We start from the raw sequence: 17,877 nt of genomic DNA, 5'->3' as shown, positions 1-17,877 counted from the left end.
AAGGCCCTACATTTTATTTTTTGTAAACTTCATATCGACATGTGGAATGCCATCCTCATCATAAGCCTCGGATATTGGCAAAAAGCCGAACGATTCATAGAAATTTTGGAGATATACTTGGCCTTGAAGTTGAATCTCATTCGCCTGCCACTCTGTCACAATGTAATCCATCGCTTTGACAAGCAATTCTTTCGCTAAGCCGCGGCTTCTGGCAGAAGGATGGACAATCACCCGGCCGATCGAGGGCAGTTCGTATTTAATGCCTGCTGGAACAAGCCGCGCATACGCCAAAGTTTGGCCGTTTTCAGTATACGCCAGGTGGACGGACTCCTGATCCAACCCATCCAGTTCCGGATACGGACAGTTTTGTTCCACTACAAATACATCCACACGCAGCTTTAAAAAATCATACAATTTGCTCGCTGTCAGTTCATCAAAATGATAGGTCTCCCAGTTCAAATCATATCTCCTCCTTTTTCTATCATTATTCCACATCATTGGCTATTCGGGTGATTTTTTGTTATCATTACGTAAAGAATTTTAGAGGTGATCACATTGATTCGCGCAGGCACGATTGAAGATATAGCATCTGTCCAGGAAATAGCTTATGTCAGCTGGCATGATACGTACGAAGGCATTATCCCCTCCCCCGTCCAAAAAAGTTTTTTAGATAAATCCTACTCAACTTCCATGATGGAAATGCGAATAAATAGGACCATTGTGCTTTTGGCCATGCACGAAGACGAGCCGATCGGTTTTGCCAATTTCACTAAACTGGATGAGGACGGCGATGCGGAATTGATCGCCATTTATTTAAAACCTCAATACCAGCGCAATGGATATGGCAAGCAGCTGTTAAACAGCGGACTTTCCTATCTTATTGAAGGGTCACAGTTATTCGTCTATGTGGAAAGCGAAAATACAAAAGGCCGAAACTTCTATGAGGCAAACGGTTTTGAATTTGTCGAGGAATTCGAAGAGTTATTTGAAGGGCATCCGCTGCGGACTGCCAAATATGTATACGACTTAAAAACACCTGCTTTGTAAAAAGCAGGTGTTTTTTTGATTTCTATAAAGGTCTGCGCGGCGTGTCATCGCCGTCTTTACGCAGGCGTTCGTCTGCCCGGCGCTTTAAATCCTCGCGCTGGACCAGGTCTTCTTTTGAAAGCTGTTCTTCTGTTTGGCGTACTTGGCGTTCTCTTTGAAGCTGCTCTTCTTTTTCACGCAGCTCGTTTTCTTTTTCACGAAGGCGCTGTTCTTCACGGTGAAGAGACTGGTTGTCATCACGCAATCTCTCGTTTTCGTGGCGCATTGTGCTGTTTCTGTCATCGTCTCGAAGCCCTCTGCCGTCATCCCGGATCTCTCTGCCGTTGTTGCGCGGTTTGCGGACAAAGCACATAATTGCAGCAATATAGAACAGGATCGAAGTCAAAGACAAGATCCCTGCAAACAACCCGGCGATGATGAAGAAAATGCCGGCCAACTTCGGATTGCGGTTTCTTCCAAGGCGGGCAACTGCCAGCAAGGCAAAGATTGTACTGATTGCTAGAAGTGCAACAATGATCCAGCCTACCACTCCAAAGCTTGCCATTACTCCATCAACAATCATTTCAACTTGTTCCGGGCTTGATGACAATGTTGGATCAGCCATCAGTTCGTCTTCCATGTATTGACGGAATTCTGCATTGTTCTGTAAGTTTCCAAAGCTCAAAATGGAAAAGATAAGTAGTGCAATCGTTAAAAGGTTAAAAATGATTCCAATAATGCCCAGCGCCTTTTCTGCGCCTCTGCTTACATCGCGTTGACTATCCATCTAAGTCACCTCTTTCAAAAATTTCTCCTATTAAAATACCATGTTCATAAAGGAGATTTTGTTTTCACCTATTCAATTCCCTTAAAAAGATGAACAAAACCTGTTTAATACCATGCACAGCGGGTAATTTAATAATATCAAACATTTGAAAGGGGTTCTATAAAATGGAAAATAAGTTAATATTTAACCAAGCAGACTTTATGTATGGCGTTGGCGGAGCTTCAATTTTAACAGCAATTGTGTTCTTTATGACAGCCCTATGATGCGGAGGAAAAAAATGAACAGCTACATACTTTCGACATAGAAAAGCAATCCACTATAAGAAAATAGAGGATTGCTTTTTTGTTGCTTTTATTTTTATACTTTTACATCGTCGTATTCTTTATAGCGATCGAAAGCCACAACTGCGTAGGAACAGACCGGCTCCATTTTGTATTGGTTTTCCCGCGCATAATCAGCAGCTTTATCCAATAATTTCTTGGCAATCCCCTGGTTCCTCATCGATTCATCTACGAATGTATGCTCAATAATCATCACGTTCGCCATCTGCGTCCATGTGATTTCCGCTTTTATCGTTCCGTCTTCTTCCAGACGGTAAGCAAATTCCTCTTGCCCGAGTTCAATTAAATCAAAATTCATATCCGTTCCTCCTCCTTGTTACTTGTTAATGGCAAGCGGCCGAAGCGATGCCTCAATCTGTTCGCGTTTCGGCTCTAAAAAAGGCGGCAAAGCCAATTTTTCACCTAGACTGTCCATCGGTTCATCCGTTGCAAAGCCCGGCTCATCGGTGGACAGTTCGAACAAAATGCCATTCGGTTCACGGAAATAAATGGCTTTAAAATAATAGCGATCCACTTCCCCGGATGTCATAAAGCCGTTCGAACGCAAATACTCATTCCATTTGCTGTACTCTTCATAAGTTTTAACGCGAAAAGCGACATGGTGGACACTGCCTCTTCCGGGACGTTCCGGCGGCAAGTCTGTACGCTCCTCTAAGTGTACTTCGCCAGCAGGGCCGCCTTTTCCTGTCGAAAACACCAAAATATCTGCCATGCCTTCAATTTTTGATGGGTAGGAACCGATTTGTTCAAACCCGAGTATGTCTGTCAAAACTCTGGCCGTCTTGTCTTTTTTGCGTACAGTCAGTCTCACATGACCCAGCCCAACAATTGCAAACTCTTCCGGCACACCCGCTTTTGTCCAGGGAATACCAGGCTCAATGCCTGAGCCGTCGTCTACTACAAGCATCAGCCGTGAGCCTTCAAAGTCCTGGAAAGTTAAAGCCAAACGACCAAAGATTTCCTCGGGCTCGCCATGCGGAACTCCGAATTCTTCAAAGCGCTCGATCCAATACGGTATGGCTTCTTTGCTTTGTACGCGAAATGCGGTATTGCTGATGCTGGAAACTCCCGGATACGTCCGGCCAGCCATCGGAATATCAAAATACGTCATGTCTGTCCCCGGTGTGCCGACTGCATCTGCATAAAACAAATGATAGGACGAAGTGGAGTCCTGATTGACGCTTTTCTTTACAAGCCGCATGCCTAAAATCCGGGTGAAAAAATCGTGGTTTTTGTCTGCATTGGCGGTAATCGCCGATACATGGTGAATGCCTTCTAGTTTCATAGTAGTGCCTCCTTTTAAATTATCTTGAATTCGAGATATTAACCTTATCATAGCATGTTCTTTTTTGGTGCGCAAGAAACTGAAACCGAAAGAATAAGAGGAATTCCCTTCTCTGACATCAATAAAAAACAGGTGAACCCACATTCCTGGGTTCACCTGTTTTGTCATCAGCTCACTAAGCCGCGGATTCCGTCGATCAGTTTGTTGAAAAAGTTTTTAACGCTTTGCCAAAAACCTTCGTCGTTTACGACTGTGCCGATTTTGTCTTCAATTGTTTTGCTCAAGTCTTCAAGCTGTGTCGACCATTTCGAAAAATCGATGTCAAGCTTGCGGATGCGGTCCATCAAGTCAACCAATAATTGACGGTCTTCCGGGCTCAATTCAATTTGCAGTTTGGTCAATTGTTCTTCCACAATTTTTTGGACTTCTTCTTTGGTTGCCGGATCTTGTTCAGCGATCTGTTTTTTGATTTCTGTTAACAGTTCACTTACTTTTGCATCTTCTACACCGCTGTCTGCTATTTCAGTGGCAACTGCCAATTCGTCATTGGCTACATCCGTGCGTTCTGGATCCAGCTGCTCACCGTTTACTTCATAAGCTTTGTAAATGCCGACCAGCGCCGAATGGCCCGTTACCGGTTTCGGTGCTGCCACTTCTACTGTTGCGTCTTCGATTCCCGCTGTCAGCATGGCATTGGCGTACATTTCGTTCGTTACTTGCGTAATATTGTCAGGCGTCACAATTTCAATAACCAGCCCTGCCCCTGCATCTTTGCGGGTGATTTTTGCTGAAGAATACATGCGGGCTCTTGAATCGCCGTCTTTAATATAAGTGACCAGGTCCTGCCCCGTCACTTCGATTTCTTCGACTTCAGCTTCTCCGGCTACGTCCAGCTCTTTCGCGACGCTTTCTTTTTCAGCATCGGATAAGTTGCCTCCATAAACCACGATTGGCAAACCGAATTTCTCATTTATCCCTACATTTGCTGAACCGGCCTGCGGCAGCATAAATGCCAATGCGAAAGTTAAGGTAATTCCTGTAATCAATTTTTTCATAATTTATTGCTCCCTTCCTCAAATTAGTACGCTTTTAATTTGAAAAGGTTGCATTAACCGATCAGTTTTGTCCAGCCTTCTTCTTGGACGATGCGGCGTTCTTTGTACAAACGGCCAAGAGCACGTTTAAAGGCAGCTTTGCTCATGCCGAAGATTTCCTGGATTTCGTCCGGCGTGGATTTATCCGTGAACGGCATTTTGCCGCCTGATTCGTTCAAATAGCTCAAAATCATTTCGGCATCGTCCGATAAGCGTTCCTGTTTCCGCGGCAATAGAGAACCGTTCAATGTGCGGTCTTCTTTCACGCCGATAATGCGAACCGTTTTTTCTTCCCCAAGGCGCGGCTCTTCTATACGCTCCGTTTCGTGTACGAAAATCCGGTACATTTCCGGAACTGACAGCATAAATGAGCCGACCGGCAGCAATCGGTAAGCACGTGCTTTCAAATCTTTATTGAACACTTCTTCCGGTGCAGGCATGCTAAGTTCCTGTACTTTCTCTTCAGTTGCCAAACGTCCGTATAAATCACCATAGCGGTCTGTACGCAGCGTCATGAAAATATGATCACCCTGTTTCGGCCACAACTCTTCAAATTGCGGAAGATCCGCCGGAAGGACGTATACTTCTCTCGTAGTGCCGATATCGACGACCAAGCCTTCTCGCGACGATACCTTCAGCACTTTCGCCCAACCGTAAATACTCGGCAAAATATGCGGAATCATCGGGGTAGCCGATATTCCGCCTTGGCGGTTGCGGTATAAAAAGACTTCTATAACTTCACCGACTTCTTGCCCTTCTTCCAATTCAGATGCGTTCATCAGTACTTCGTCGCCTGAACCGTCCGATAAAACCCATTGTGAACTTGACCGGTCTAAAATGCGTAATGTTGTTTTTACTCCTGGGTGCAATGCCATCATGCAGCCTCCTTCAATTAACTCTCTTTTTGTTCGTTCTTTAATTTTTCCAGTTTCATTAGTAAATCCGGGTTTTCTTCCAGCATTTGAACCAAATCCGCGATGCGGTTAATGGAATTCCAGCTTAAATGATGCTCGATGCCTTCCACATCTTTGTAGATGAGGTCTTCATCAACGCCAATCAATCGAAGAAATTGCTCCAGTAAATCATGCCGTTTCAACAAACGCTTCCCCAGCTTTTGCCCACGCGGTGTCAGGACAAGCCCCCGGTAACGCTCGTAAATCAGATAACCGTCTTTATCCAGTTTTTGCACCATCTTCGTAACTGAAGAAGGGAGCACGGATAAAGCTTCCGCAATATCTGATACACGTGCATATCCTTTTTGCTCAATTAATGAATAAATGATTTCAATATGGTCTTCCATACTTGGAGTAGGCAAAGTCGGTTCCTCCCTAACGTAACTCTTTTAAGTTTACTATACCCCAACCTTTGAAACAACTTGCCTCCAAGCCCCTCAAGACAATTCCAATATTCTGGATGTTTGACGCGAAATATTTAGGGGTACTTATTACTATCTGAACGGAAAGGATAGGTGAGGAACATGGGACGTATACTTTGGATTATTTTAGCAGTCATTATTGTTATTTGGTTAGTTGGATTTTTAATGGACGTCGCCGGCGGATTGATTCACATCCTTTTGATCATCGCGGCTATCATCTTAGTTATTAACTTAATTTCTGGCAGAAAAGGCGTATAGCCACTTACCAATAAATAAGCCGGGGACACTTTGTCCCCGGCCTTTTTATTGTCTTATTTTTGCATAGACACAGGTGTCGCGCAATTTGTTGTCAATTCGTGAAATCGAATCATTGCGCAGAATGCCTTCCAGTTCAAAATTCAGGCGTTCGGCAACTGCACGGCTCCGCACATTCTCCGGATCACACCGGATTTCCACACGGTTCGCCCCCAGCTCTTCAAAAGCAAAGCGGCTAATGCGTTCTACCGCCTCTGTCACGTACCCTTTCCCTTCAAAACGATGGTCCACCCAGTATCCGATTTCAAACTTCCGCACTTCCCAATCGATGCGGTGCAAACCCGATGATCCGATGAATTCTCCCGTTTCTTTTGAAAAGAAATGCAGCCGCAAATCTTTGCGCAGCTTGAAATCCGCTTCCGATTCCACCAAATTGGACTCGATTTCCGCAAGCACCGGTTTTTTTTGGGCAAACGGCATCCACGGGCGCAGCGACTCCATTGAGCGAAGTATCGCTTCGTAAATGTGGCCGGCATCTTCTCTTCTCGGAGAGCGGATCAATAACCGCTTGGAGTCGAATTCATCCGGAAAATCAAAAAGCACCGGATTGAAATTCGACTTTTTTTCATTGAGGAATTCATCGTCCCAATGGACTGGCGTGATTACGCCTGCTTCCCAATCTTCCCGGGTCATGCCGTAAGTCACCGCATCGTAATAGCGGTTTTCTCTTGGTGAAAACCAAGTTTGGCGGATATGGGCTTCCTTGACAAAGCCCGTGCGTTCAAAAGCTTTGCGCATGGCAAAGTTGTCGTGGCGTGTATTGCCTTCCAGCCGGATTTTCTTTTCCGGCAGCGAAAAGACGAAATCTGCAATCATTTTCAACGCTTTCGGACCATATCCTTTGCCCCGGTAGGGATCCGCAATCCGCAAATCGAAAAGTGGTATATCGTCCTGCAGATCAAAAATCTTCACGACCCCCACTTGTTCGCCTTCATCATTTTCAATCCAAAACGTTCGGACTTGGTCCGATTTATAGCCGCCTTCTTCGATCGTTTTTTCGATCAATGCACGGACCGGATGTTCCTGGCCATGGAATGGCCAGGAATTATTTGTCATAAATTCAATGAGCTGTTCCTGTTCTTCCATCGTCCACTCTGTTAACTTCAATCCCATATCCCCCAAGCTATTGCTTACTTTTGTATTCTCACAAGCCGCAGGGCATTCATGATGACCAACAGCGTCGCGCCCATGTCTGCGAATATGGCAATCCACAGCGTCAGCCAGCCTGGAATAATCAAAAGCAACGCGATAATTTTTAAGCCTAACGCGAAAACAATGTTTTCCTTTATTATACGCAAAGTTTTTCGGCTGAGTCGAATTGTATAAGGAAGTTTCTCCAAATCATCGGCCATCAAGGCGATGTCCGCTGTTTCAAGTGCTGCATCGGTTCCCGCTCCGCCCATGGCAATGCCGATTGAGGAAGCTGCAAGCGCCGGTGCATCGTTGACGCCGTCACCGACCATGGCAACGCGGCCATACTCTTTTTGAAGCTCTTTGACCGCTGACAGTTTGTCTTCCGGCATGAGCCCGGCCCGTACGTCTTTAACACCGATTTGTGATGCAATGGCACGCGCTGTCACCGGATGGTCTCCCGTCAGCATAATCGTCTCCACAATGCCCATTGCTTTCAGTTTGCGAATGATTTCCGGGCTTTCTGTCCGGATGGCATCCGCCACGGCAACAGCCCCGATCAGTTCCATTTCCGAAAAGACTGCCATGACCGATTTGCCGCTTTCCTGCAATGTGCGGTAGGCTTCAGGAACCGTATAGCCATATTCTTCCGCCCAGCTCAAACTTCCCACATAGATGCGCAGGCCGTTGACAATGGCATGGGCACCTTTGCCGGTAACCGAGCTGAAATCGGCATATGGATAAACCGTCTCTGCTTCAAGCGTAATAGCACGGGCTAGCGGATGCTGCGACATTGCTTCGACTGAAGCGGCGATTTTCAATACTTCTTCTTTCTCATAACCGGCTTCAGCAAAGACGTCCGTCACTTCCGGGTAGCCTTTTGTTAAAGTCCCCGTTTTATCAAATGCGATGGCGTTGATACGGCCCGTTTCTTCCAAGTGGATGCCGCCTTTGATCAAAACGCCTTGGCGCGCTGCATTGCCGATCGCTGTGACGATGGCCACTGGAGTCGATACGACCAATGCGCATGGACAGCCCACGACAAGCACTGCAAGACCCTGATACACCCACAATTCCCAGTTGCCGGTTACGAAACCGGGCACTAAAGCTACCAGGAATGCAATGGCGATGATGGCCGGGGTATAGTATTTGGCGAACCGGTCAACGAATTTTTGCGACGGCGCCTTCTCGGCCTGCGCTTCTTCAACGAGGTGGATAATTTTTGCGATAGTGGTGTCTTCCACCCGTTTTGTGACAGTGACTTCAAGTGCACCTTCCTCGTTGAGCGTCCCTGCGAACACTTCATCGCCCACTTCTTTTGCAGCCGGAATCGATTCGCCGGTAATCGCCGCCTGGTTGACAGAACTAGCTCCTCTTAAAACCGTACCGTCCATGGCGATTTTCTGTCCGGGTTTCACAATCAGAATGTCGCCGATGCGGATTTCTTCCGTATTCAGTTCCATCAATTCCCCACGGCGCTGAATCAGTGCACGTGCCGGTGCCAAATCCATCAAGCCGCGGATCGACTGGCGCGCTTTGTTCATCGAAAAAGATTCCAGCGCTTCACTGACTGCAAACAGGAATACGACGACGGCGCCTTCCCGCCATTCCCCAATAATGACCGCGCCGATAATTGCGATGGTCATCAAGGTTTTCATATCAAATTGAAGCTTTGTTAAATTTTGCAGCCCTGTCCAAAACATCCCGTAGCCGCCGACCAAGATCGATCCGCCAAACAAGGCAATCGCCAGCGGATCGCTTTCTGCAGTCTGGAAAGAAACAATAACCCCTGCAACCAGAAGCAGCAGCGAGATCATCGTCTCAATCGATTGGCGGCGCTTATAAAACGGCACATATTCCACTTTTTCCTTTTCCGGAAACACGCGGATATGGTCAAACGCGCCGGCTTTTTCCAATTCTTCAATGGACACATTGCCGTCGACCGTTAGTTTGGATGCGCCAAAATTCAAATTCACATGGTTGATGTCCGGCAGTTCCCGCACATTCTTTTCAAATTTGGCTGCACAACTCGTGCACGATAAATTTTCAAGACGGTATGTCTTTTGCATCCCGTTCACCCTCTTTCGCATGTTCATGGGCAATGGTCACAAGCTGATAGACATGGCTATCGGATAAGGAATAATAGACTTGCTTGCCTTTCCGTACCGATTTGGCAAGCCCCCGCTCCTTCAAATAGCGAAGATGATGGGAAGCTGTCGCTGTAGATGAGCCAATGACGGCAGCGATGTCGCACACACACATTTCTTCTTCAATTGTCAGCGCATATGCGATATTCAAGCGGGTTTCGTCCGCAAGTGCTTTAAATAAACTTGCCACTTCCGTTAAGTCCGCCATATGATTTTGGACGTTCTCCACCACATCCGGATGCACTTTTGTTACTTCGCAAAGTTCTCTCATAAAAACTATCCCCGCTTTCATTCAAACATACATTTGATTGTTAGCTTCAGTATAAATGTTCAGATAATTATAGTCAAACGCAGATTTGAATGTTCACCGTATTTACACCGTTCTTAATAAATGCTAAAGTTTTAGCTATTGTTAACGCCACGGGACTTCTCTGAGAGTCGGAAGTCATTTAAGAAAAGCGTAGTTGCTGGACACCAAACCAAACAAAAGGAAGTGGAATTTTTTGAACACCTTATCATACAAAGAGCAGTGGTTCGGCAATATCCGCGGAGATATCCTCTCCGGCATTGTCGTGGCACTGGCATTAATCCCGGAAGCGATTGCCTTTTCCATCATCGCTGGAGTCGATCCGATGGTCGGCTTATACGCTTCATTTTCCATCGCTGTCATTATCGCTTTTGTCGGCGGGCGCCCCGCTATGATTTCAGCGGCAACCGGCGCCATGGCGCTTGCCATGGTGACGCTTGTCCGGGATCACGGGCTCGATTACCTTCTGGCAGCGACAATTTTAACGGGCGTTCTGCAAGTTCTCTTTGGCGTTTTGAAAATTGCCCGTTTTATGAAATTCATTCCAAACGCGGTCATGATCGGCTTTGTCAATTCGCTGGCCATCCTGATTTTCATGGCACAGGTCCCGTTCATTTTCGGTGTTAACGCCATGACCTATGTATTTGTCGGGGTGACGCTTGCCATTGTGTATATTCTTCCCCGGTTTTTTACAGCCATTCCGGCGCCGCTGATTGCCATTTTGGTGTTATCCGGCGTGGTGATGTATACCGGCATCGACATGCAGAATGTCGGAAGCCTCGGCACGATTTCCCAAACCTTGCCCAGCTTCTTCCTTCCAAATGTTCCGTTCAATTTCGAGACTTTGCAAATCATTTTCCCAACGGCTCTTGCCTTGTCAATCATCGGTTTGCTTGAGTCGCTGTTGACAGCTTCAATCCTGGACGATGCCACTCAAACGGATTCCGATAAAAACCAGGAAGCCCGCGGCCAAGGCATCGCCAACTTTGTTACCGGATTTTTCGGCGGCATGGCGGGCTGCGCGATGATCGGCCAGTCCGGCATCAATGTCCGTTCAGGCGGACGCGGACGCTTGTCGACTTTTGTGGCGGGTGTGGTGCTGATGTTTTTGATCATCGTCCTTGGCGAGTGGGTCGTCCAGATTCCGATGCCTGTTCTCGCCGGCATCATGGTGATGGTCTGTATCGGTACATTCGATTGGGGTTCATTTAAATACGTGGTGACAGCTCCCAAATCGGATGCCATCGTCATGCTGCTGACCGTCGTTGTCGTTGTCTATACCCATGACTTATCAAAAGGCGTATTCGCCGGTGTTATTTTAAGCGCCGTCTTGTTTGCCGCTAAAATTTCCAAAGTGGAAGTGCACAAAAAAGGAATGGATGCAGGCACGTCGAATATTTATACCATACACGGCCAATTATTCTTTGCTTCCACACAGGATTTTGTTTCTGCTTTTGATCAGATCAAACCGGCCGAACACATTGTCCTTGATTTTTCAGACGCTAACGTCTGGGATGAATCAGGAGTGGGTGCCATTGACCACGTAATAGGCCGCCTGCAAGCAAAAGCGCAAACGGTCGAAATTACCGGACTTAATGCATCTAGCCAAAAACTCGTCAGTACACTTGCCACTTATAAAAATGCCGGAGGAAGTTCAAGCCAACATTAAGGGGGAACTTGGAATGTATCAGAAGATTTTAGTTGCAGCGGATGGCTCGGACCACTCGAAACGGGCAGCCCAGGAAGCCGTGAAGATGGCCAAATCAAACCCGGATGCAGTCGTGACGCTCCTGTATGTTATTGATTACGAAAAAGGGCGTACGGAAGTCCTTCACGGGCAAAGCAGCGACGAAGTCCATTTGGAGCGCCGCAGGCATTTATTGCCGCTTGAAGAAATTTTCCGTTCCGCCGGAGTGGCATTTGAAACCAAAACCCTGCACGGCATACCCGGCCCTACGATTGTGAAGCACGCCAACGAAGTCGGCTACGATGTCGTTTTTATTGGCAGCCGCGGCTTGAACTCACTGCAGGAAATGGTGCTTGGCAGCGTCAGCCACAAAGTGGCCAAGCGCGTGCAGGCACCGGTCATCATTGTTAAATAAGAAAAGCGGAAGCGCCGGTTTAGCGCCGGCATCTGGACAATAAGAAAGAGCGGTTCCCGAAAGCATTTTTGGGAACTGCTCTTTTTGGTATAATCAAACAAAAAGAAAATGGTGAGGTTAGTGGAACAAGGGAAATTGAATTCGATTGCAGATGTCGAAGGCGTAACCGTCGGACATGTCACATTGGAAGAAGACATATCAGAAACAGAAGCCGTCCGTACCGGCGTCACTGCTATATTGCCGCATCCGGACAACTGGTTTGAAGAAAAAGTGCCGGCGGCGAGTTTTGTCTTAAATGGCTTCGGCAAGACAGTCGGCCTCGTCCAAATTGATGAGCTCGGACTTTTGGAATCACCGATTATGCTGACAAACACATTCAGTGTCGCTGCTGTACTGCAAGGGACGATGAATTGGATGTTGCGGGAAAATCCGGCAATCGGCGACTCAACCAGTTCACTTAACTTAGTGGTCGGCGAATGCAACGACAGTTATTTGAATTCAATGCGCCGTATGGCCGTCACACCTCTTCATGCGGAACAAGCCATTAATAATGCACGCAAAGATTTTTTACAAGGTGCTGTCGGAGCAGGCAAAGGCATGATCTGCTACGGCGTTAAAGGCGGCATTGGTTCATCATCCCGCATCGCCCGGGCCGAGGAAAACAGTTTTACAGTCGGCGTCCTGGCGTTGACCAATTTCGGGCGCAAAGAAGACATCATTCTGACCAACTGGATAGCTGATGAACCGGCTCCTGACAAGCCGGACGGCTCCGTTATTATTGTTGTCGCTACTGATGCCCCGCTCGACAGCCGTCAGCTGAAGCGCCTGGCTAAACGCGCGGCAATCGGACTTGGGCGGACCGGCACCTCCATCAGCAATGGGAGCGGCGATATCATTATCGCCTTCTCCAATGCCCAGCGCATTTCACATCAAGCAAAAGAGGCGTTCGAAGCTTCCCGAATCCTAAGGGATGACCATCCGCTGATGAATGAATTGTTCCAGGCGAGTGTCGAAGCGACGGAAGAAGCCATTTACCAGTCGCTGTTCCATGCAGAAACGACCACGGGACGTTTAGGCCGCGTAATTGAAAAAGGCGCATTTAATTAAAAAGGAGTTGGCACCCGTTTGGGGCCAACTCCTTTTTACTATAGACAAATTTTAGATTGGATAAATACAGACGGATAAAACCAACCGAACTGGCCACTTTGCTTTCCGTGGGCTCAGCTTCAGCCTCCTCGCCGCTCTGAAAACCCGCTGCTCCTGTTTCTGCATCGCTTCGCTAGCTTCGAAACATGAAAGAGCGTTGCATCGCTGCGCTAGCTTCGTCGCAAAGACATGGCCTCACTTTCTTCGGCCAATGTCTTGCCTGCGGGGTCTTCAGCTTTCGCTGTCCCACAGGAGTCTCCGTGGCCGAACCGGTTGGAGTGTCCCTCTTTGATTCGATGGTGAATGTGAATCGGGTTGAAGCTTAAACAGACACCTTATGAGGTAAAGCGACACCTCTGGATAGCCTTCAGGTTCAGAATCCAGAGTGGAAGCCGGCGACTCCTGCGGGATAGCGAAGTGCCGAAATCCACTCGGGACGCCAGTTCCGAGTTAGTTCGGCGCAAGCCCGCGGAACGCGTCCGGCTGAAACGGAGGATCCGGGATGTCCTGTTATATGTTACTTCCGCTATCATGTGTAAAAATTCTTTTGTCTATAAGCAAGAGTTCTTGGTATCCATTAAGACCCCAACTCCTTTTCTATAGCCAAGTGTATGCCGCACCGAACAAGACAATTCCGCTAAGCAAGGTGAACGCCAAATAACTTATTCCTTGAAGCCATTTGCCGTCCTCAAAGTCTTTTACAGCATCCAATGCCATCGTAGAAAACGTGGTGAAGGCTCCGAGAAAGCCCGTCAGCCAGAAAGCCGAATGGTTTCCAGAGCCGATTAACGCACCCATTGCGAACGAACCGGCGCTATTGACGAACCAGGTTGCGAATTTCGGATGCTTCGCCCGGCTTTCTGCCAGCCAGTAAAATCCGTACCGCGCCATGGCACCGAAAAATCCGCCTACAGCAATTGCAATCATCTGGCTCCCCGCTTTCTGCCAAGCGCCAATCCTGCCGCTGCAGCCATTACAGAAGCTGCGGTCATGGAAACAGCAAACACCATTCCTTGCCAGAAGGAAGTTTCCATCAGGCGAAACCAGTCAGCGGAAAAGGCGGAGAATGTCGTAAAAGAACCAATGAGGCCGGTTGATAGAAACAGCCGGAATTCAGCCGATTTACCCGGAAAACGGGCTGCGATAAAACCGATCAGCAAACTGCCCGCAAGATTCACTGCCCATAAACCGCCAGCAGAAGTTACCGCTGCATAAACACCGGCCCGGAGCAGGGAACCCGCCATCCCGCCGAAGCCGACCGCTAATAGTCGTTTCAAGAAAACCGCCCCATATCGTTTTCTTTCAGTATAACTCAATCAGCCGTTAAAATTAATGTGCTTCCTTCTGCCTCTTCCCCGATTTTTGTTTCGTGGTAATCCCCTTCGGCCCAATCATCCACCTGGTTATGGAAGTAATCCGATTTCATATGGCCGCTGAGCCCCGGCCCGACAATATGGTAAGCGCTCGACAAATCACTTAAGTCTGCGACAAACCGCCACGAAGCACCGTGGTTCACATTGCCTTCGGCATCAAAAGCCGCCGCCTGGACCGTAATGTTCGACCCGCCGATCGGCACCGGATCCGGATTCAAGAATTGCCCAAGCACCGGAGAAGCACCAGCTATCGGATGCGGGAACGTCAATTGATGGTCTTCTCCCCATTTCCAATCGTTAAAATCTTTGCCGAATTCTTCTTCAATTTCACCCAAACTTGTTTTGAGCGCATCGGTCAGCCATTTGCCTGTGCCGCCGTATTCGGTAACCCATTCACCTTCCTCGCCGCTGAACGCCTCCCGCATCATCTGATCCGTGATATGGTTTTTGCCAGGCAGCAATTCATAGACATCTTCAGGGAAGTCTTTCGCCAGCATCGTTTTCGGCAATTGCTTTATCCATTTATGAAACACAAGCGGTGCTGCCTGATCTTTGCTGTCCACTTGGTCCCATTTCTTCATCATTTCGAACAAGTCATCGTATTCGTCCGTTTCCCCTTCAACCGCTGCAATCATGCTATCCAGAAATTCAGCCGCGTATAAATTCTTCTGGTCCATCTGAAGCGCCATCATGTCTTCGGGCGTTAAGTCATCCGAAGCTTCGAGTACTTCCGCAATCCGTTCATAGCGGTACGGCTGCGCCCAGAAATCCGTGATGTGGTAAGGGTAAGAATCGTCGACCACTTCATTGTTCGCCGTCGCAATAAAGCCATTTTCCGGGTTCACCGCCTTCGGCAATTCATCAAACGGCACATATCCTTCCCAGCCATAATCGGCTGAATCGCCTGGCACCGGCAGCTGGCCGTCTCCGGATTTGCGCAGCGGAATCCGGCCATTCGCTTTATACGCAATCGTTCCGTCCGTTGAAGCGAACACGAAGTTCTGGGCAGGCGCCTGGAAATCCTCCAGTGCTATTTCAAACTCTTCCCAGTTGGAAGCTTTATTGAAGCTTAGCACTGCCTGCAATTCAAGTGTCGGCTCGAGCGCTGTCCATTGCATCGAGAACAGCGCTCCCGGGTCTTCTTCTTCATAAAGCACATTTGAAATGATTGGGCCGTGGCGAGTTACGACCACTTCGAACTCTTCGGTTTTTCCATCTTTCACTTTGATAGGCTCATTCCGTACTTCCGCCTGTTCCCATTTGCCTTCATAGCGGAACTGGGTCGGATCATCCGGGTTCGGCGTTTCAATGTAAAGATCCTGCACATCCGGCCCGACATTCGTCACACCCCAGGCAATTTCTTCATTATGCCCAAGAATAATGCCCGGAATGCCGGCAAAGATGACGCCGCTGACATTTTGCTCAGGCGATTCCAAATGCATTTGATACCAGATAGACGGTGTACTGAGTCCAAGATGCGGATCGTCTGCGAGCAGCGGTTTTCCGCTTTCGGTTTTATCTCCTGACACGACCCAGTTGTTGCTGCCATTGAATTCAGGCGGAATGACCGATGCATCAAATTGTCCGGCCACCTTCACCGGCTGCTCCAAATTCGCTTCGATGATGGACGGCGCATTTTCCGGATACTTGATAAACAGTTCCCGCGCCTTTTCTTCCGAAAACTCATTAAGTGCCCAGTGGCGGATGGCAAGCGTCGACCAGTTGCCTCCCAAGTCATATGCCATGAATTTGCCGATGGTCAATGAATCGACCGGCGTCCACTCCTCCGGTTCATACCCGAGCAAAGCAAATTCGTAGCTCAACGTCCCTTCTTCTTTTGCTTCTTCCATATAAGCATTGACGCCTTCTGCGTACCATTCAAGCACTTGCTTGGCTTCATCGTTATAGCCATCCCATGATTTTTCAGCTGCATCTCGCAAGCTGAATGTCCGGAAGAATTTGTCTGTATCGACAGCTGCCGCACCCACCACTTCCGCTAAGCGGCCGCTTGCCTGCCGGCGCGACAAATCCATCTGAAACATCCGGTCCTGAGCTTGCACATATCCTTGTGCCCGGTACAAATCCGCGTCAGAATCCGCTTTGATATGCGGCACTCCGATTTCATCGCGCGTGACTTTTACGTCCCCGTCCAGTATGGCCACCGTATTCTCCCCTTCAATCACCGGACTCGACTTCCCTATGTAAACGTTTACAAAAACAAGCGCTGCAACTGCCAGCACAAGCAATACCCCCATCGTCCCTAATAACCACTTCAGCCACTTTCTATTCTTCGGCTTTTCCCCCACTTTTTTTCCTCCTCGTGTCTATTGTGTAATTTGTACTCTTATATCTTTTCGACCGCAGAGGAAGAAATTCCTTTAATAGGAAAATGAAAAGCGTATACCTCCATAGAAAAAAGCGATGGCCCCTTCAAGGGCACATCGCTTTTGTTAAATTGCATCTTCTCCGACGATCTTGACTTCCAGTTCCAGATCAATGCCGAATTTTTCAAAGACGGCAGCTTTGACCATTTCAATCGTTTGGATATAATCATTTGCCGTCGCATTGTTTTTGTTGACGATAAAGCCTGCATGCTTCGTCGAAACTTCCGCTCCGCCAAACCCTTTGCCTTGAAGTCCGCTTTCCTGGATCAGTTTGCCGGCAAAGTTGCCAGGCGGCCGTTTAAAGACACTGCCCGCTGAAGGAAACTCAAGCGGCTGCTTGGTTTCGCGTTGAATCGTCAAATCGCTCATTTTCGCATCAATGGCAGCCTGTTTGCCGAACTCCAACGAAAACTCAGCTGACAAGACGTAATAGCCTTTTTTGATAATGATGCTTTTCCGGTAGCCCAGTTCTAAATCTTCCTTAGATAAAACCAGTTTTTCCCCTTCGCGGGTCAATACCGTAGCTTGCCGGATAATGTCTTTGATTTCTCCGCCGTATGCGCCGGCGTTCATTGCCATAGCACCGCCGATAGAACCCGGGATGCCGCAGGCAAATTCAAAGCCTGTCAGCCGGTTGGACGCTGCTATTTTGGAAACTTCCTTAATATTGGCGCCGCCTTGGGCATAAACGGATGTACCTTCAATGCGGACTGTACGCAGGCTTTTCAAGTTCAAGACAATTCCCCGGACGCCGCCGTCACGGACCACCATATTCGAACCATTGCCAAGCAGCAATAGCGGTATTTTATTTTCATATGCATATTTAACTGCATAAGCAGTTTCGTCTTCGGTTGTAGGGGTTACAAAAATATCAGCTGGTCCACCCATTCGTGTTAATGTATGTAAATGTAGCGGTTCATCCATTTTCACGTGATCATCAGCCAAAAAGCGGCGTAAATCACTTAACCATTGTTCTTTCATCATTTAAAGCAAATCCCTTCTAACTTTTCGCTTCTATTAGTATCCGATTTTATTGTTGATTTGACAAGTGATAGCTGCATGTT

The 17,877-nt window shown here is 47.9% G+C and carries 19 protein-coding genes; 5 read left to right on the top strand and 14 right to left on the bottom strand.

What is annotated here, in order from left to right:
- Positions 1-6 precede the first annotated feature (6 nt).
- The gene (locus tag HU147_RS07340) at positions 7-459 is read right to left on the bottom strand and encodes a GNAT family N-acetyltransferase (protein ID WP_224075626.1); all 453 of its coding nucleotides are present in this window, start codon (positions 457-459) and stop codon (positions 7-9) included.
- 96 nt (positions 460-555) lie between these two features.
- Here HU147_RS07340 and HU147_RS07335 point away from each other — a divergent pair, with 96 nt between their 5' ends.
- Positions 556-1,047 (top strand): GNAT family N-acetyltransferase, encoded by a 492-nt coding sequence (locus HU147_RS07335; protein WP_036807488.1) that lies wholly within the window; start codon positions 556-558, stop codon positions 1,045-1,047.
- A 22-nt stretch (positions 1,048-1,069) separates the two neighbouring features.
- Here the strand turns inward: HU147_RS07335 and HU147_RS07330 are convergent, their stop codons facing one another.
- The 6 genes from HU147_RS07330 to mntR form a co-directional block, all read right to left on the bottom strand.
- Complete coding sequence (locus HU147_RS07330; protein ID WP_224075625.1) at positions 1,070-1,813, bottom strand: DUF4064 domain-containing protein; 744 nt, start codon at positions 1,811-1,813, stop codon at positions 1,070-1,072.
- Between the two features lie 357 nt (positions 1,814-2,170).
- On the bottom strand, positions 2,171-2,452 hold the full coding sequence (locus tag HU147_RS07325; RefSeq protein WP_224075624.1) for a GNAT family N-acetyltransferase: 282 nt from the start codon (positions 2,450-2,452) through the stop codon (positions 2,171-2,173).
- An 18-nt stretch (positions 2,453-2,470) separates the two neighbouring features.
- Positions 2,471-3,439: a ring-cleaving dioxygenase gene (locus HU147_RS07320; protein ID WP_224075623.1), complete on the bottom strand. Its 969-nt coding sequence runs from the start codon at positions 3,437-3,439 to the stop codon at positions 2,471-2,473.
- Positions 3,440-3,606: 167 nt separating this feature from the next.
- The gene (locus HU147_RS07315; protein WP_440137292.1) at positions 3,607-4,494 is read right to left on the bottom strand and encodes a DUF1002 domain-containing protein; all 888 of its coding nucleotides are present in this window, start codon (positions 4,492-4,494) and stop codon (positions 3,607-3,609) included.
- Between the two features lie 53 nt (positions 4,495-4,547).
- Positions 4,548-5,408 carry a CvfB family protein gene (locus HU147_RS07310; protein ID WP_224075622.1) on the bottom strand — a complete coding sequence of 287 codons (861 nt, stop codon included), beginning with the start codon at positions 5,406-5,408 and terminating at the stop codon, positions 4,548-4,550.
- Positions 5,409-5,425: 17 nt separating this feature from the next.
- Positions 5,426-5,848: a transcriptional regulator MntR gene (mntR, locus tag HU147_RS07305; protein ID WP_036807501.1), complete on the bottom strand. Its 423-nt coding sequence runs from the start codon at positions 5,846-5,848 to the stop codon at positions 5,426-5,428.
- Positions 5,849-6,010: 162 nt separating this feature from the next.
- On the opposite strand from mntR, the gene HU147_RS07300 reads away from it, so the two are divergent.
- Positions 6,011-6,166, top strand: coding sequence for a lmo0937 family membrane protein (locus HU147_RS07300; protein ID WP_115650567.1), 156 nt, complete (start codon positions 6,011-6,013; stop codon positions 6,164-6,166).
- A 45-nt stretch (positions 6,167-6,211) separates the two neighbouring features.
- On the opposite strand, the gene HU147_RS07295 is transcribed toward HU147_RS07300, so the two are convergent.
- The 3 genes from HU147_RS07295 to HU147_RS07285 are packed head-to-tail and all read right to left on the bottom strand — an operon-like array spanning position 6,212 to position 9,772.
- Positions 6,212-7,330, bottom strand: coding sequence for a GNAT family N-acetyltransferase (locus HU147_RS07295; RefSeq protein ID WP_074509319.1), 1,119 nt, complete (start codon positions 7,328-7,330; stop codon positions 6,212-6,214).
- A 23-nt stretch (positions 7,331-7,353) separates the two neighbouring features.
- Positions 7,354-9,423, bottom strand: a complete 2,070-nt coding sequence (locus tag HU147_RS07290; protein WP_317985499.1) for a heavy metal translocating P-type ATPase — start codon at positions 9,421-9,423, stop codon at positions 7,354-7,356.
- On the bottom strand, positions 9,401-9,772 hold the full coding sequence (locus HU147_RS07285) for an ArsR/SmtB family transcription factor (protein ID WP_224075620.1): 372 nt from the start codon (positions 9,770-9,772) through the stop codon (positions 9,401-9,403). Before HU147_RS07285 ends, HU147_RS07290 begins: the two co-directional genes overlap by 23 nt.
- A gap of 232 nt (positions 9,773-10,004) precedes the next feature.
- On the opposite strand from HU147_RS07285, the gene HU147_RS07280 reads away from it, so the two are divergent.
- From HU147_RS07280 to HU147_RS07270, 3 genes are all read left to right on the top strand, one after another.
- The gene (locus tag HU147_RS07280) at positions 10,005-11,477 is read left to right on the top strand and encodes a SulP family inorganic anion transporter (protein WP_224075619.1); all 1,473 of its coding nucleotides are present in this window, start codon (positions 10,005-10,007) and stop codon (positions 11,475-11,477) included.
- A gap of 13 nt (positions 11,478-11,490) precedes the next feature.
- Entirely contained in the window at positions 11,491-11,910 is a 420-nt protein-coding gene (locus tag HU147_RS07275; protein ID WP_224075618.1) for a universal stress protein, read from the top strand.
- 108 nt (positions 11,911-12,018) lie between these two features.
- On the top strand, positions 12,019-13,017 hold the full coding sequence (locus tag HU147_RS07270; protein ID WP_224075617.1) for a P1 family peptidase: 999 nt from the start codon (positions 12,019-12,021) through the stop codon (positions 13,015-13,017).
- A 636-nt stretch (positions 13,018-13,653) separates the two neighbouring features.
- Here the strand turns inward: HU147_RS07270 and HU147_RS07265 are convergent.
- The 4 genes from HU147_RS07265 to murB form a co-directional block, all read right to left on the bottom strand.
- Entirely contained in the window at positions 13,654-13,983 is a 330-nt protein-coding gene (locus HU147_RS07265) for a fluoride efflux transporter FluC (RefSeq protein ID WP_224075616.1), read from the bottom strand.
- Positions 13,980-14,333 carry a fluoride efflux transporter FluC gene (locus HU147_RS07260; protein ID WP_224075615.1) on the bottom strand — a complete coding sequence of 118 codons (354 nt, stop codon included), beginning with the start codon at positions 14,331-14,333 and terminating at the stop codon, positions 13,980-13,982. The genes HU147_RS07265 and HU147_RS07260 overlap by 4 nt, the downstream gene beginning before the upstream one ends.
- 35 nt (positions 14,334-14,368) lie before the next feature.
- Positions 14,369-16,684, bottom strand: a complete 2,316-nt coding sequence (locus HU147_RS07255) for a penicillin acylase family protein (RefSeq protein WP_263427780.1) — start codon at positions 16,682-16,684, stop codon at positions 14,369-14,371.
- Between the two features lie 195 nt (positions 16,685-16,879).
- On the bottom strand, positions 16,880-17,797 hold the full coding sequence (gene murB / locus HU147_RS07250; RefSeq protein WP_224075613.1) for a UDP-N-acetylmuramate dehydrogenase: 918 nt from the start codon (positions 17,795-17,797) through the stop codon (positions 16,880-16,882).
- Positions 17,798-17,877 lie beyond the last annotated feature (80 nt).

Origin of the sequence: Planococcus chinensis, from assembly GCF_020071995.1 — a bacterium.
Classification (GTDB): Bacteria; Bacillota; Bacilli; order Bacillales_A; family Planococcaceae; genus Planococcus; species Planococcus chinensis_A.
This window is presented reverse-complemented; position numbering and strand designations above follow the sequence as displayed.